This is a genomic window from Streptomyces sp. NPDC005402 (assembly GCF_040606575.1).
GTDB lineage: Bacteria > Actinomycetota > Actinomycetes > Streptomycetales > Streptomycetaceae > Streptomyces.
Map to the genome: position 1 here is coordinate 273,631 of NZ_JBEXFB010000003.1, position 13,546 is coordinate 287,176.

Consider the following 13,546-nt stretch of genomic DNA (forward strand, 5'->3'; position numbering starts at 1 on the left):
CTAAACCCGCTCCTAGCGCTTCTTGTTCGTCTTGCGGCGGCGGACGATGTACTTGTTCGAAGCCTTCTTCGGCGAACGAGTACGACCCTCCTTCTGACCCCAGGGGCTGACCGGGTGGCGACCACCGGAGGTCTTGCCCTCACCACCACCGTGGGGGTGGTCAACCGGGTTCATCGCCACACCGCGAACGGTCGGGCGGACGCCCAGCCAGCGCTTGCGGCCGGCCTTACCCCAGTTGATGTTGCTCTGCTCGGCGTTGCCGACCTCGCCGACCGTGGCGCGGCAGCGCTGGTCGACCAGGCGGATCTCACCGGAGGGCATACGAAGGTGGGCCATGGTGCCCTCCTTCGCCAGCAGCTGCACGGAGGCACCGGCGGAGCGGGCGAACTTGGCGCCGCCACCGGGACGGAGCTCGATCGCGTGGATCGTGGTACCGACCGGGATGTTGCGGAGCGCCAGGTTGTTGCCCGGCTTGATGTCGGCCCCGGGACCGTTCTCGACGCGGTCACCCTGCTGCAGGTTGCGCGGGGCGAGGATGTAGCGCTTCTCGCCGTCCGCGTAGTGCAGCAGCGCGATGCGCGCGGTGCGGTTGGGGTCGTACTCGATGTGCGCGACCTTCGCCGGCACGCCGTCCTTGTCGTGACGACGGAAGTCGATCACTCGGTAGGCGCGCTTGTGTCCGCCACCCTGGTGGCGAACGGTCACACGACCGGCGTTGTTACGGCCGCCCTTGCTGTGCAGCGGGCGGACCAGCGACTTCTCCGGCGTGGACCGCGTGACCTCGACGAAGTCGGCGACGCTGGAGCCACGACGGCCCGGCGTAGTCGGCTTGTACTTGCGGATTCCCATTTCTCAGTCCTCGTCCGATATCGGACGATCCGACCCGCTTACGCGGTCGGACCGCCGAAGATGTCGATACGGTCGCCCTCGGCAAGGGTCACGATCGCGCGCTTGCTGTCGGCACGCTTGCCGAAGCCGGTGCGGGTCCGCTTGCGCTTGCCCTGGCGGTTGATCGTGTTCACCCCGGTGACCTTGACCGAGAAGACCGCCTGGACGGCCTGCTTGATCTGGGTCTTGTTGGCGCCGGGGGCCACGATGAACGTGTACTTGCCCTCGTCGAGAAGCGCGTAGCTCTTCTCGGACACGACCGGCTTCAGCAGGACGTCACGGTGGTCCGTGAAGGCCTTGCTCGCCGGCGTGACGACGGTGTTCTTGCCCTCGGCCTCGTGGCGACGCGCCTTGGCGACGCGCGCGACCTTCTTGGCCTTGGCAGCCTTCGAGGCAATGCTCGGGTGACGCGTAGCCATCAGGCTTCGCTCCCTTCGGTGTCAGCGGCCTGGGGGCCAGACACGAAGGACTCGAAAGCGGCCTGGGTGAAGACCACGTCGTCCGAGACGAGAACGTCGTACGTGTTCAGCTGGCCCGGCTCCAGGATGTGGACCTGGGGCAGGTTGCGGGCGGACAGCCACGCGGCCTCGTCGGCACGGTCGATGACGAGCAGCAGGTTCTTGCGCTCGCTGATCTTGCCGAAGAGCGTCTTGGCGGCCTTCGTCGAAGGCGACTCGCCCTCGATGACGCCGGAGACGACGTGGATGCGGTTGTTGCGGGCCCGGTCGGTGAGGGCGTGGCGCAGGGCCGCGGCCTTCATCTTCTTCGGGGTCCGCTGCGAGTAGTCACGCGGCGTGGGGCCGTGGACGACACCACCGCCGGCGAACTGCGGCGCACGGGTCGAACCCTGACGGGCGCGGCCGGTGCCCTTCTGGCGGTACGGCTTCTTACCGCCACCGCGGACCTCGCCACGACGCTTGACCTTGTGCGTGCCCTGACGGGCGGCGGCCAGCTGCGCGACGACGACCTGGTGAAGCAGCGGGATGCTGATCTTCTCGACGTCGAAGATCTCGGCCGGGAGCTCTACGGTCCCGGCGGTGTCGCCGGAGGGCGACAGAATGTCAATGGTGCTCATAGTCCTCAGGCCCCCTTGGCCGCGGTGCGGACCAGGACGAGGCCGCCGTTCGGACCAGGAACCGCGCCCTTGATGAGCAGCAGGCCCTTCTCCGCGTCAACGGCGTGAACGGTCAGGTTCTGGGTGGTGACCCGCTCGTTGCCCATGCGACCCGCCATGCGGAGGCCCTTGAACACGCGGCCCGGGGTGGCGCAGCCACCGATGGAACCGGGAGAGCGGTGCTTGCGCTGGGTGCCGTGACCGGCGCCGAGGCCCTTGAAGTTGTGACGCTTCATGACACCGGCGAAGCCCTTGCCCTTGCTCTTGCCGGTCACGTCGACCTTGATGCCGGCCTCGAACACCTCAGCGGTGATCTCCTGGCCGAGGGTGTACTCGCTGGCGTCAGCGGTACGGATCTCGACGAGGTGGCGGCGGGGAGTGACGTCGGCCTTGGCGAAGTGGCCCTTGAGGGGCTTGTTCACCTTGCGCGGGTCGATCTCGCCGAACGCGATCTGGACGGACTCGTAGCCGTCGACGTCGTTCGTACGGACCTGGGTCACGACGTTGGGGCCGGCCTTGACGACGGTGACCGGAACAACACGGTTGTTCTCGTCCCACACCTGCGTCATGCCGAGCTTCTCGCCCAGGATGCCCTTGATCTGCTTAGCCATTCTCAGATCACCGGCCTTCAGAGCTTGATCTCGATGTCGACACCGGCCGGGAGGTCGAGTCGCATCAGAGAGTCAACGGTCTTGGGGGTCGGGTCGAGGATGTCGATCAGGCGCTTGTGCGTGCGCATCTCGAAGTGCTCGCGCGAGTCCTTGTACTTGTGCGGCGACTTGATGACGCAGTACACGTTCTTCTCAGTGGGCAGCGGCACCGGGCCCGCGACCGACGCACCAGTGCGCGTCACCGTCTCGACGATCTTCTTCGCCGAGGAGTCGATGACCTCGTGGTCGTAGGCCTTGAGCCGGATGCGGATCTTCTGTCCCGCCATGGCTACTCAGTAGTCCTGTCTCTCTACAGCTCTGGAACCCGGTGTTCCCGTTGACTTCTCCGACCCACGCGGTCGGGCGTGTCGCACTTCCACTGACACAGATGTCCCTTGTTCGAACATCCCTGCTGGGAATGCACACGGCCCTTCCGGAACCGCAGGCCGGGGGCAGAAGCCCACCGGGTGCCTGGCCGGCGCCGCACTGACACTTCCCGAAAGATTCCCGTACGTCCGTCCCAGCGCTGCCATAAGGCAGTTGGAACGACGAGTACTGTGGGACTCGCTTCCGGTCCTCCCGGCGGGAGGCGCGCAGCATCAACACTCGACCGAGCAACCCCGCTAGTCTGCCATACGGGACAGGGCCGTGGCCAATCGAGCCGGAGACCTTACCCCTAGAGTGACGCAGCTCAAACACCCGGCCTATCGCCGACGGGATCGACGTCGCCCGCCCGGCTCAGCCGGCCCCTGCGCCCAGGGCGGGATGATCGGCGTCCGGGGCGATCACGGGAAGCGCCGAGGCGTCCCGAGAGCCGGAGTCGCTCACATCGTCAGCGCCTGGGAGGACAGGCGCATGCGGACAGCGCCATACACAGTGACCGCACGGCGTGGGGGAGCTGTCGTTCCGATCGCGCGGGTGCACTCCTCCCTCCGGAGCAGCCGATGGCGTGATGGCCCCGGGCGGCTCCTCGGGACGGCTGTCGACAGTGGTCCGGTCGGCCCGACCTCGACGCCGGTAGAAGCGCTCCATATCACGCAGGAGCCTGCGCCGCTGACTGGAGGGGAGAACGGCACCAGGCCCCGAGAGATACCCGTTGATGCTGAACTGGAACTGCTCGTCCAGCTGACCCAACAGAGACCAGAGCCGGTTCAGGTCCGATTCCAACCACTGCAGGCGAGTGGAGTCCGTGACGCGATGGGGTTTGGCGAGCCTTTCGCACAGGGTGCCCAGTCTGTCCCGGAATTCCTCGACGAAACGGTCGTACGTACGGAAGTGCTCGTGCACAGTGGTGTCGATCTTGCCGTTGTCGCTCCGGCTCAGTTGTTCATCAAATGCCCGAAAGACCCTGTCCGCCTCTGCGGACTCGACGCTCCCCACCCGCCGGAGCAACCGCATGTTGTCCTTGCAGCCGTGATAGGCAATCTTGGCCGCGTGCCGCACGCGAGCCGAGTAATCGGTCAGGTTCTTCAATTGTTCGCCGACGAATTCGGTGGTGACATCCCGGCTGGACTTGCGTCTCGATGCGACGAGCGCGCACAGCAGGCCACCCAGAGCAGTGATCAGGGTAACGATGATCTGCGTCGCCACGGTCCCCCCTTACGCAGCTGAGCGGTGTCACCGCTACTCCGGATGGTAGGGCGGCAACGGGGTGAGGACGACCCCGCGTCATCGCACGAACACGTTCCGGCCGCTTGCCTCGCCGCAACCGCCGCACCGGCCGGGGGCCGTACTCCGCGGCGTCTCCGCGCGCCGCCCGGTTGATCTGGCGCGGTCGAGCAGCCGCCCCACCGCATCGCGGCCCACCACGTTCCGGTGATCCGCCGCCCGGCTACCGCCAAGACAGCGAAGGCCTGCTCGAACTCATCGCGCAGTGGCGCGAGGCGGCACTCCAGATCGGTGAGTTCGCCCCGGAGCGCCCCACGCTGCGACTCGTCGGCGACACGGCGCCGCCCTCGTAGACGTGCTCTGCGGGATCAGGACCTGATCGGCGCGACGAGCGGACCTCGGCCTGTGCCCGGGACCTGTACGGGTCCCGTTCGGCGACGATGCTCAGATCGTCGGTGCCGAGGTCCACCGTGCAGTCGGCGAGCCCGTGGGACGACGTCCGTTCCACCCGCGTCGACGATGTCAGCGCACGTCGACGTGGTCCCCGCCGCTCGTCGTGGCCCCCGTCGTGTCGTTGCCGCCGTACGACCAGCGCCAGGTCCCGTCCTTCGCGGCGGTGACCGTGGTCTTCAGGGCTCCGGTGCTGCTCGTCGTGACCTTCTTGACCGTGACGAAGGAGTTGGTGCCCGTCTCGCGGAACTGGAGGCTGACCGAACGGCCGCCGTAGGCCCCGTACTTCTTGGTCGCCCAGTCGGCGCGGGTGAGCTTGCCGGTGACGGTGATCTTCTTACCCTTGACCACCGGTTCCGGCGAGGCGTTCACGGTGACCTTCGCCGCCCGCTTGAGCCGGACCGTCAGGGACCGGGTCTCGAGCTCGTGAGCCGCGAGGTTGCCATTGGCCTTGAACAAGAACAGGGAGACGGCCGTCTTCCAGGTGGTGGCGTCACTGTTGGAGTCGACGTGGTCCCGGCTCGGATGAGGGTCGATGTAGAGGGACCCCTCGCAGTCGGCCTTCTTGTCGCTCCGCTCGTAGCAGGTGTAGCCGCCCGGACCGATGTAGTTGTCCCCGGTGTCGACCGCGTGCTTCAGATCTCCGCGGTAGAGGAAGGGGAACGCGTCGTACCGGAACGGGTCGCTGGTGCTGTACCCGGACGGCAGGGTGATCTTGAAGGTGAGGGACGGCTCGACCGGCTTGGTCGTGCCGACCACGATCGGCTTGCCCTTGTTGATGACGATGTCGGACACCTTGATGCCGGTGTCCTGGGCCTGGGCCGCCGGGGCGGTCAGGAGGGTGAGGGCCAGCGCCCCCACGAGCGCCGCCCCGGTGGCCGTACGTCTGCCAGTGGTCATTACCACCTATTTCGTGGTGTGGGTAAGGAGCGGGCAGATTATCCCATGACCTGAACATGACTTTCACATGGGTTACGGCCAGTCCACCAACACCGCGAACACGACGTACACCACCGGCACCAGCGCCGGTGCTGCCAGTGCGAGCCCCACTCGGCGGGCCGAGTTGCGGCGTTCCCACGGCAGGGCCCATCCGGCCGCCAGCAGGAACAGGGCGATGCCCAACCCCCCGAGCAGCACCGGGAAGGCGATGCCGAAGCTGGACTCGAAGCGGTCGGCCTCGGGGGCGGAGCAGGAGTCGCAGGCCATCGCGGAAAGGCCGCCGACGAGGTAGGCGAACAGACACGCGGGCACGGTGAGGAGTGTCGAGAGCAGCGGGGCGACCCAGGCGCCGGTCGCGCGGTCGTCGTCGAGTGTGAGGTCCGGCATGGGTCCATCACAGCGCCCGGCGCGTGCGGTCGCATGAGCGTTCGTACTCAGTCGCCCGGGTCGTCGTACGGGGTTCAGGCCCCGGCGTTCCGCAGTCGCGCGAACGACGTGTCCAGCCCCCGCTTCAGCAGCCGCGCCGCCGGCCGTTCCACGAACCGGTGCACCAGCCAGCTCAGCAGCATGAAGCCGGCGATGACGGAGGCGATCAGGAGGCGGGCGTCCATCGTGTCGCGGAGGCGGTTGATCACGGCCGTGCCCGCCGCGTAGTGCATGAGGTAGAGGGGGTACGTCAGGGCCCCGGCCGTCACCAGCCATTTCCAGCGGATGCGGTCGGTGGCGCCGAGGGCGATGGCCACCATGGCGAGCAGGAACACGGTGAAGACGGCCACGCTCCCCCGCCACCCCGACACGTGCTCGACCTCGTCGATCCGGATGCCCAGTTCACGCTGGCCCATCAGCCAGGCCATCGCGAGGATGCCCCACAGCAGCAGGTCCTGCCCGAAGCGGTGCATCAGGTACAGGGAGAGGCCCGCGATGAAGTACCAGGCGCCCTCCGGGTTGGCGACCAGTTCCAGCAGGGGGAGCTTGGAGATCGGGGCGAGCATGGCCGCGGCGCCCCACACACAGCAGAAGACGACGACCTTGCGGTAGGTCAGGCCGCTCCACACGACGACCAGGAAGAGGAGGTAGAAGCGGAGCTCCGACCAGAGCGTCCAGTAGACGCCGTCGACGTTCATGACGCCCGAACCGGACTGGAGCATCGTGAAGTTGAGGAGGACGTCGCGGGTGCGCAGGCGGTCCCACACGCCCGGCAGGGCGATCAGGACGGCCGTGGTGAAGACGATGGCGAACCAGTACGCCGGGTACAGCCGGATCACCCGTGAGGTGAAGAACTGCCGTGGGCTACGGCCCCAGCAGGACATGCAGATCACGAAGCCGCTGATCACGAAGAAGATCTCGACGCCGATCCAGCCGTAGGAGGCGAACCGGAACACCGTCGGCATGATGTCGGAGACCGGGCGGTCCCAGATGCGGTTGCCGGGCTGGTCGACGCGGTGGGTGCCGGCGTAGTGGTGCACGGCGACCATCAGGGCGGCGAGGAGCCGGATGCCGTCGATGGCGTACAGCCGACGGCCGGCGCGGTCGCGTACGGCGGGGCGCGGAACAGGCTGCCGCGCCGGGGTGGGCACGGCGAGGGGCGGAAGCGGCTGCTGCAGGCCGCCGACGACCCGTCGCGGTATCGGCCTTCTGCGCTCCGCTTCCTGCATCGACACCTGCGTGTCCGTCCGTCCTCACGAGGGAATCCCGGGCCGGGAGTGGCCACCGGACGCCTCAGGCTACGACCCTCACCACCACCCCACAGCGGCCAGACAGGAACATTCCTCCCACCGGTGGCGGGGAGTTGCCGCACATCTCGCCGAGCCGCTTCGAAGAGTTCCCCGAGGCTTCACTTGACGTCTTGCCTCGACGCCCCGTCCGCCCCGATGATCTCGGCCATGAGTGACACCGTCTACTCGGTCATCCCGACCGACCCGTACTGGCAGCCCGACCACGAGGCCGGCGACCGCGCCGCGGCGCTCGTGACCCGCCTCGCCCCCGAGGACGACGGCGGGCTCGACACCGAGATCGACGCCGACTGGTACGACACGGTCACCGCCGTCGACTGCGGCGAGAACCTGACGAAGATCGGCTGCCCGGCCTGCGGGGCGGCGATCGACCCCGAGTGGTACCGGGATCTGATCGAGGCCCACTGCGACGACGGGTTCGCCACCCTCGCCGTCATGGTCCCCTGCTGCGGGGCGGCGACCTCGCTGGACGCCCTGGAGTACGACTGGCCCTGCGGGTTCGCCCGGTTCGAGATCGCCGTATGGAATCCCGACCGAGGGCCGTTCGACGAGCGGGAGTTGGCCGCCGTCGGTGAGGTTCTCGGGCATCCCGTCCGGCAGATCCAAGCCCACATCTGAGGCCGGACAGGCGAAGGGGCCCGCACGACCGAAGTCGTACGGGCCCCTTCAGAGACCTACGGGTCTCGGAGACCTACCGGGTCAAGATCAGGCAGTGATCTTGGTGACCTGGCCGGCGCCGACCGTCCGGCCACCCTCACGGATGGCGAACTTCAGGCCCTCTTCCATGGCGATGGGCTGGATGAGCTCCACCTTCATCTCGGTGTTGTCACCCGGCATGACCATCTCGGTGCCCTCGGGGAGGGTCACCACGCCGGTCACGTCCGTCGTCCGGAAGTAGAACTGCGGACGGTAGTTGTTGAAGAACGGCGTGTGGCGGCCACCCTCGTCCTTGGACAGGATGTAGGCCTGGGCCTCGAACTGGGTGTGCGGCGTGACCGAACCCGGCTTGATGATGACCTGGCCGCGCTCGACGTCCTCGCGCTTGATGCCACGGAGGAGCAGACCGACGTTCTCACCGGCCTGGCCCTCGTCGAGCAGCTTGCGGAACATCTCGATGCCGGTGACCGTGGTGGTGGTCTTCTCGGTCTTGATACCGATGATGTCGACGGTCTCGTTGACCTTGAGGACACCACGCTCGATACGACCGGTGACGACGGTGCCACGACCGGTGATCGTGAAGACGTCCTCGATCGGCATCAGGAACGGCTTGTCGACGTCACGCTCGGGCTGCGGGATCGCCTCGTCGACGGCGGCCATGAGGTCCAGGACCGACTGGCCCCACTCCTTGTCGCCCTCGAGCGCCTTGAGCGCCGAGACCTTGACGACCGGAACGTCGTCGCCCGGGAACTCGTACTCGGAGAGGAGCTCACGCACCTCGAGCTCGACGAGCTCCAGGATCTCCTCGTCGTCCACCATGTCGGCCTTGTTCAGGGCGACGACGATGTAGGGGACGCCGACCTGGCGGGCCAGGAGCACGTGCTCCTTGGTCTGCGGCATCGGGCCGTCGGTGGCGGCGACCACGAGGATGGCGCCGTCCATCTGCGCCGCACCCGTGATCATGTTCTTGATGTAGTCCGCGTGACCGGGGCAGTCGACGTGGGCGTAGTGACGCGTCTCGGTCTGGTACTCGACGTGCGCGATCGAGATGGTGATACCGCGCTGGCGCTCCTCGGGAGCCTTGTCGATCTGGTCGAAGGCCGAGGCCTCGTTCAGGTCCGGGTACGCGTCGTGCAGCACCTTGGTAATGGCGGCCGTAAGGGTCGTCTTACCGTGGTCGATGTGACCAATGGTGCCGATGTTGACGTGGGGCTTAGTCCGCTCGAACTTCGCCTTCGCCACGGGGTCCTCCTGTGGAGTGGTTCTGAACGCCTTGCTTCATCGGCGCCAGGTGATCTTTGCTGGAAAGCCTCGGCCCGGGGGCACTCCCCCACAAACGCGGGTGAATGCCCCTCCGGGCTCCGGAGTCAAGCCTAAAGCGTGCGAACGCGGTGCGTTACTCGCCCTTGGCCTTCGCGATGATCTCCTCGGCGACGTTCCGCGGAACCTCGGCGTAGGAGTCGAACTGCATCGAGTAGCTTGCGCGACCCGACGTCTTGCTGCGGAGGTCTCCGACGTAGCCGAACATCTCCGAGAGGGGCACGAGGCCCTTCACGATGCGGGCACCGGCCCGCTCCTCCATGGCCTGGATCTGGCCACGACGGGAGTTGATGTCGCCGATGACCTCACCCATGTAGTCCTCGGGCGTGGTGACCTCGACGGCCATCATCGGCTCAAGGAGCACAGGGCTGGCCTTGCGCGCGGCCTCCTTGAAGGCCTGCGAACCGGCGATCTTGAAGGCGAGCTCCGAGGAGTCGACCTCGTGGTAGCCACCGTCGATGAGCGTGACGCGGACGCCCGTCATCTCGTAGCCCGCGAGGATGCCGAACTGCATGGCCTCCTGCGCACCGGCGTCCACCGAAGGGATGTACTCCTTCGGGATACGGCCACCGGTGACCTTGTTCACGAACTCGTACGAGGCGTCGCCGCCCTCGATGGGCTCGATCGCGATCTGCACCTTGGCGAACTGACCGGTACCACCGGTCTGCTTCTTGTGGGTGTAGTCCACGCGCTCGACGGCCTTGCGGATCGTCTCACGGTAGGCGACCTGCGGCTTACCGACGTTGGCCTCGACCTTGAACTCACGGCGCATACGGTCGACCAGCACCTCGAGGTGCAGCTCGCCCATACCACCGATGATGGTCTGGCCGGTCTCCTCGTCCGAGTGGACCTGGAAGGAGGGGTCCTCCTCCGCGAGACGCTGGATGGCGACACCCAGCTTCTCCTGGTCACCCTTGGACTTGGGCTCGATGGCGACCTGGATGACCGGCGCCGGGAAGTCCATGGACTCCAGGATCACCGGCTGCTTGTCGTCGGACAGCGTCTCACCGGTGGTGGTCTGCTTCAGGCCCATGACGGCGACGATGTCGCCGGCGCCCACCGACTCGATCTCCTCACGCTTGTTCGCGTGCATGCGGTAGATCTTGCCGATGCGCTCCTTCTTGCCCTTGACGGAGTTCAGCACCGCGGTGCCGGACTCCAGGCGACCGGAGTAGATCCGGACGAAGGTGAGCTTGCCGAGGTGCGGGTCGCTCATGATCTTGAACGCCAGCGCCGACAGCGGCTCCTCGTCGGACGGCTTGCGCTTGATCACGACCTCGGGGTCCTTCACGTCGTGGCCTTCGATGGCCTCGACGTCAAGCGGGGTCGGGAGGTAGCGCACGACCGCGTCGAGCAGGGGCTGGACGCCCTTGTTCTTGAACGCGGTGCCACAGAACACCGGGGTGACCGTGGTGTCCTTGGACTTGCCGGACGCGATGGTGATACGACGGATCGCGGCGTACAGCTGCTCCACGGAAGGCTCCTCGCCCTCCAGGTACAGCTCCATGATCTCTTCGTCGTTCTCCGCGACGGCCTCGATGAGCTTGCCGCGGTACTCCTCGGCAGCCTCGGTGTGCGTGGCCGGGATGTCGACGGTGTCGTACATCTCGCCCTTGGCCGCCTCGGCGGACCACACGAGCGCCTTCATGGTGACGAGGTCGATGACACCCTTGAAGTCGGCCTCGGCGCCGATCGGCAGCTGCATGACGAGCGGCTGGGCGCCCAGACGGTCCGAGATCATGTCCACGCAGCGGTGGAACTCGGCGCCGGTACGGTCCAGCTTGTTGACGAAGCAGATACGGGGCACGCCGTAACGGTCGGCCTGACGCCACACCGTCTCGGACTGCGGCTCCACACCGGCAACGCCGTCGAACACCGTCACGGCACCGTCGAGAACGCGGAGCGAACGCTCCACCTCGACGGTGAAGTCGACGTGACCCGGGGTGTCGATGATGTTGATGGTGTGGTCGACGCCCTCAAGCGGCCAGTGACAGGTGGTGGCAGCAGAGGTGATCGTGATGCCACGCTCCTGCTCCTGCTCCATCCAGTCCATGGTGGCGGCGCCGTCGTGGACCTCACCGATCTTGTACGAAACGCCGGTGTAGAACAGGATCCGCTCGGTGGTGGTCGTCTTGCCCGCGTCGATGTGGGCCATGATCCCAATGTTGCGGACCCTGGCCAGGTCAAGCGAAGTGGTAGCCATAAGGCTTCAGTCTTCTCTCGGTCTCGATGGGGTCTGCGACTACCAGCGGTAGTGCGCGAAGGCCTTGTTGGACTCGGCCATCTTGTGCGTGTCCTCGCGCTTCTTGACGGCCGCGCCGAGGCCGTTCGAGGCGTCGAGAAGCTCGTTGAGCAGACGCTCGGTCATGGTCTTCTCGCGACGGGCGCGGGAGTAACCGACGAGCCAGCGCAGCGCCAGGGTGTTGGCGCGGCCGGGCTTGACCTCGACCGGCACCTGGTAGGTGGCGCCACCGACACGGCGGGACTTGACCTCAAGGGTGGGCTTGATGTTCTCGAGCGCGCGCTTGAGCGTGATGACCGGGTCGTTGCTGGTCTTCTCGCGCAGGCCCTCCATGGCGCCGTACACGATGCGCTCGGCGGTGGAGCGCTTGCCGTTCAGCAGCACCTTGTTGATCAGGGAGGTGACAAGAGGAGAACCGTAGACCGGGTCGATGATGACCGGGCGCTTCGGGGCGGGGCCCTTACGAGGCATTTTCTACTTCTCCTTCTTGGCGCCGTAGCGGCTGCGGGCCTGCTTGCGGTTCTTGACACCCTGGGTGTCAAGCGAACCGCGGATGATCTTGTAGCGAACACCGGGCAGGTCCTTCACACGACCGCCACGCACGAGCACGATGGAGTGCTCCTGCAGGTTGTGTCCCTCACCCGGAATGTAAGCAGTGACCTCGATCCCGCTGGTCAGACGCACACGCGCGACCTTACGCAGGGCCGAGTTCGGCTTCTTCGGGGTGGTCGTGAACACACGCGTGCAGACGCCACGACGCTGAGGAGAACCCTCGAGTGCGGGCGTCTTGTTCTTCTCGACCTTGTCCTGCCGGCCCTTCCGGACCAGCTGCTGGATCGTAGGCACTACTTCTCCGGTTTCTGTGTGCCGAATGGTGAAGCTAACCTGAAACACTCGCCGACCCACGCGGTCGGGTGTGTCGAATCCGGCGGACTCCCGCCGCAAGGCGAAAAGGGCGCAGATTACGGTGGCCGCTCACGGCCCCCTAGTGCGGTTCAAGGCACGCACGGAAGCCAGGGCACACCCCAGGCACAAGGTCTGAGCGTACCCAGCTCATTCGCTGCGGTCAAAACAGATGGACGGCGACACCATCCCGGACCGGTCGATGTCAAGCCCCAACGCCGTGGACGATCTTCGATTTCACATGGTGCACACGCGCGCGAAGCGGCTTCTCACGTCGCTCACCCGGAGGCGAGCCCCACCGCGATCAACAGCGTCATCACCACCGACCAGGCGGCGATCGACAGCCAGCCGAACACGAGCCCGGTCATCGCGAGCCCGTCGCCGCCCTCTCCCGTCCGCTCGATCTCCGCCCGCGCCGCGTGCCCGAGGATCACCGCCGGAATCCCGGTGAACCCGAAGGTCGGCACACACAGCAGCCCGCACACGGCGGCTCCGACCGCCTTGCCGTTCGCCCGCGGTCGCGGGGCGGGCAGAAACGTCCGCGGTACGGGGGTGAAGGGCGCCGGCTGCGGCACGGGCCCCAGCGGCAGATCGGCGACGAGCAGCGCCAGCTCCCCGACGGTACGCGCGCCGTACGCCCGCTCCACCCGCTTGTCGAACTCCCCCTTCTCCAGCCGCCCCTCCCCGTACCCGGCCCGGAGCACATCGACGGCCCGCTCACGGTCGGCGTGGGAGGCGAGCATGGCGGAGGCAGCCTGGGGTTGCCAGGGTTGGTTCACACTCGGCCACGACGGCGGGTGGTGGGGCTGGAGGTGCGGGACCCCTGTCCCCTGCCACGTGTTCGGCCCGCCGTTGCCGGACGGCTCGTCTTTGTCCTGCCACGGCTGCCACGACGACTGCGACACGGAGAACCTCCCGACCCCTGAGGTCCCTCCATGATGCGCCATCGTCCGCCCCTTTTTACCGCACATGTCAGCCAAGGGGGCCAAGACGTCGTAAAAGCTGATCGAGGCGACCGGGAATGAACATCCAGGCGAAACTG

Annotated in this window: 16 protein-coding genes; 2 read left to right on the plus strand and 14 right to left on the minus strand. The window is 66.9% G+C overall.

The genetic code is table 11. From position 1 onward, the window contains the following. Window positions 1-12 precede the first annotated feature (12 nt). The 6 genes from rplB to ABZT02_RS07180 form a co-directional block, all read right to left on the minus strand. Window positions 13-849 (minus strand): 50S ribosomal protein L2, encoded by an 837-nt coding sequence (gene rplB / locus ABZT02_RS07155; RefSeq protein ID WP_007384068.1) that lies wholly within the window; start codon window positions 847-849, stop codon window positions 13-15. 38 nt (window positions 850-887) lie between these two features. Next, window positions 888-1,307 carry a 50S ribosomal protein L23 gene (gene rplW / locus ABZT02_RS07160; protein WP_062047692.1) on the minus strand — a complete coding sequence of 140 codons (420 nt, stop codon included), beginning with the start codon at window positions 1,305-1,307 and terminating at the stop codon, window positions 888-890. Beyond that, on the minus strand, window positions 1,307-1,963 hold the full coding sequence (gene rplD, locus ABZT02_RS07165) for a 50S ribosomal protein L4 (protein ID WP_356015065.1): 657 nt from the start codon (window positions 1,961-1,963) through the stop codon (window positions 1,307-1,309). Before rplD ends, rplW begins: the two co-directional genes overlap by 1 nt. 5 nt (window positions 1,964-1,968) lie before the next feature. Next, window positions 1,969-2,613, minus strand: coding sequence for a 50S ribosomal protein L3 (gene rplC, locus ABZT02_RS07170; RefSeq protein WP_020135811.1), 645 nt, complete (start codon window positions 2,611-2,613; stop codon window positions 1,969-1,971). A gap of 17 nt (window positions 2,614-2,630) precedes the next feature. Further along, on the minus strand, window positions 2,631-2,939 hold the full coding sequence (rpsJ, locus tag ABZT02_RS07175) for a 30S ribosomal protein S10 (protein ID WP_003948644.1): 309 nt from the start codon (window positions 2,937-2,939) through the stop codon (window positions 2,631-2,633). Window positions 2,940-3,390: 451 nt separating this feature from the next. Next, the gene (locus tag ABZT02_RS07180; RefSeq protein ID WP_356015067.1) at window positions 3,391-4,242 is read right to left on the minus strand and encodes a hypothetical protein; all 852 of its coding nucleotides are present in this window, start codon (window positions 4,240-4,242) and stop codon (window positions 3,391-3,393) included. A 104-nt stretch (window positions 4,243-4,346) separates the two neighbouring features. Between ABZT02_RS07180 and ABZT02_RS07185 the strand changes: the two genes are divergently transcribed. After that, a complete protein-coding gene (locus tag ABZT02_RS07185; RefSeq protein WP_356015069.1) occupies window positions 4,347-4,613 on the plus strand; it encodes a hypothetical protein in 267 nt (88 codons plus the stop codon). Between the two features lie 169 nt (window positions 4,614-4,782). Here ABZT02_RS07185 and ABZT02_RS07190 read toward each other — a convergent pair whose 3' ends face one another. From ABZT02_RS07190 to ABZT02_RS07200, 3 genes are all read right to left on the minus strand, one after another. After that, entirely contained in the window at window positions 4,783-5,610 is an 828-nt protein-coding gene (locus ABZT02_RS07190; protein ID WP_356015071.1) for a hypothetical protein, read from the minus strand. A 72-nt stretch (window positions 5,611-5,682) separates the two neighbouring features. After that, window positions 5,683-6,036 (minus strand): hypothetical protein, encoded by a 354-nt coding sequence (locus ABZT02_RS07195; RefSeq protein ID WP_356015074.1) that lies wholly within the window; start codon window positions 6,034-6,036, stop codon window positions 5,683-5,685. 74 nt (window positions 6,037-6,110) lie between these two features. Beyond that, the gene (locus ABZT02_RS07200) at window positions 6,111-7,310 is read right to left on the minus strand and encodes an acyltransferase (RefSeq protein ID WP_356015076.1); all 1,200 of its coding nucleotides are present in this window, start codon (window positions 7,308-7,310) and stop codon (window positions 6,111-6,113) included. A gap of 222 nt (window positions 7,311-7,532) precedes the next feature. On the opposite strand from ABZT02_RS07200, the gene ABZT02_RS07205 reads away from it, so the two are divergent. Continuing rightward, window positions 7,533-8,000, plus strand: coding sequence for a hypothetical protein (locus ABZT02_RS07205; RefSeq protein ID WP_356015078.1), 468 nt, complete (start codon window positions 7,533-7,535; stop codon window positions 7,998-8,000). An 87-nt stretch (window positions 8,001-8,087) separates the two neighbouring features. Here the strand turns inward: ABZT02_RS07205 and tuf are convergent, their stop codons facing one another. From tuf to ABZT02_RS07230, 5 genes are all read right to left on the minus strand, one after another. Then, window positions 8,088-9,281 (minus strand): elongation factor Tu, encoded by a 1,194-nt coding sequence (gene tuf / locus ABZT02_RS07210; RefSeq protein ID WP_355741519.1) that lies wholly within the window; start codon window positions 9,279-9,281, stop codon window positions 8,088-8,090. Between the two features lie 154 nt (window positions 9,282-9,435). Next, complete coding sequence (gene fusA, locus ABZT02_RS07215) at window positions 9,436-11,562, minus strand: elongation factor G (protein WP_355741517.1); 2,127 nt, start codon at window positions 11,560-11,562, stop codon at window positions 9,436-9,438. A 39-nt stretch (window positions 11,563-11,601) separates the two neighbouring features. Continuing rightward, a complete protein-coding gene (gene rpsG / locus ABZT02_RS07220; RefSeq protein ID WP_007384059.1) occupies window positions 11,602-12,072 on the minus strand; it encodes a 30S ribosomal protein S7 in 471 nt (156 codons plus the stop codon). Window positions 12,073-12,075: 3 nt separating this feature from the next. Then, window positions 12,076-12,447: a 30S ribosomal protein S12 gene (rpsL, locus tag ABZT02_RS07225; protein ID WP_003948652.1), complete on the minus strand. Its 372-nt coding sequence runs from the start codon at window positions 12,445-12,447 to the stop codon at window positions 12,076-12,078. A 335-nt stretch (window positions 12,448-12,782) separates the two neighbouring features. After that, the gene (locus tag ABZT02_RS07230; RefSeq protein WP_356015081.1) at window positions 12,783-13,247 is read right to left on the minus strand and encodes a DUF1707 and DUF4190 domain-containing protein; all 465 of its coding nucleotides are present in this window, start codon (window positions 13,245-13,247) and stop codon (window positions 12,783-12,785) included. Between the last annotated feature and the right edge of the window lie 299 nt (window positions 13,248-13,546).

Bases quoted from the DNA above. Each gene is read 5' to 3' on its own strand.
- rplW (WP_062047692.1), bottom strand. From the start codon at position 1,307: ATGGCTACGCGTCACCCGAGCATTGCCTCGAAGGCTGCCAAGGCCAAG.
- rplC (WP_020135811.1), bottom strand. From the start codon at position 2,613: ATGGCTAAGCAGATCAAGGGCATCCTGGGCGAGAAGCTCGGCATGACG.
- ABZT02_RS07230 (WP_356015081.1), bottom strand. From the start codon at position 13,247: ATGCTCGCCTCCCACGCCGACCGTGAGCGGGCCGTCGATGTGCTCCGG.
- fusA (WP_355741517.1), bottom strand. From the start codon at position 11,562: ATGGCTACCACTTCGCTTGACCTGGCCAGGGTCCGCAACATTGGGATC.
- rplB (WP_007384068.1), bottom strand. From the start codon at position 849: ATGGGAATCCGCAAGTACAAGCCGACTACGCCGGGCCGTCGTGGCTCC.
- rplD (WP_356015065.1), bottom strand. From the start codon at position 1,963: ATGAGCACCATTGACATTCTGTCGCCCTCCGGCGACACCGCCGGGACC.
- ABZT02_RS07190 (WP_356015071.1), bottom strand. From the start codon at position 5,610: ATGACCACTGGCAGACGTACGGCCACCGGGGCGGCGCTCGTGGGGGCG.
- ABZT02_RS07205 (WP_356015078.1), top strand. From the start codon at position 7,533: ATGAGTGACACCGTCTACTCGGTCATCCCGACCGACCCGTACTGGCAG.
- ABZT02_RS07195 (WP_356015074.1), bottom strand. From the start codon at position 6,036: ATGCCGGACCTCACACTCGACGACGACCGCGCGACCGGCGCCTGGGTC.
- rpsG (WP_007384059.1), bottom strand. From the start codon at position 12,072: ATGCCTCGTAAGGGCCCCGCCCCGAAGCGCCCGGTCATCATCGACCCG.
- rpsJ (WP_003948644.1), bottom strand. From the start codon at position 2,939: ATGGCGGGACAGAAGATCCGCATCCGGCTCAAGGCCTACGACCACGAG.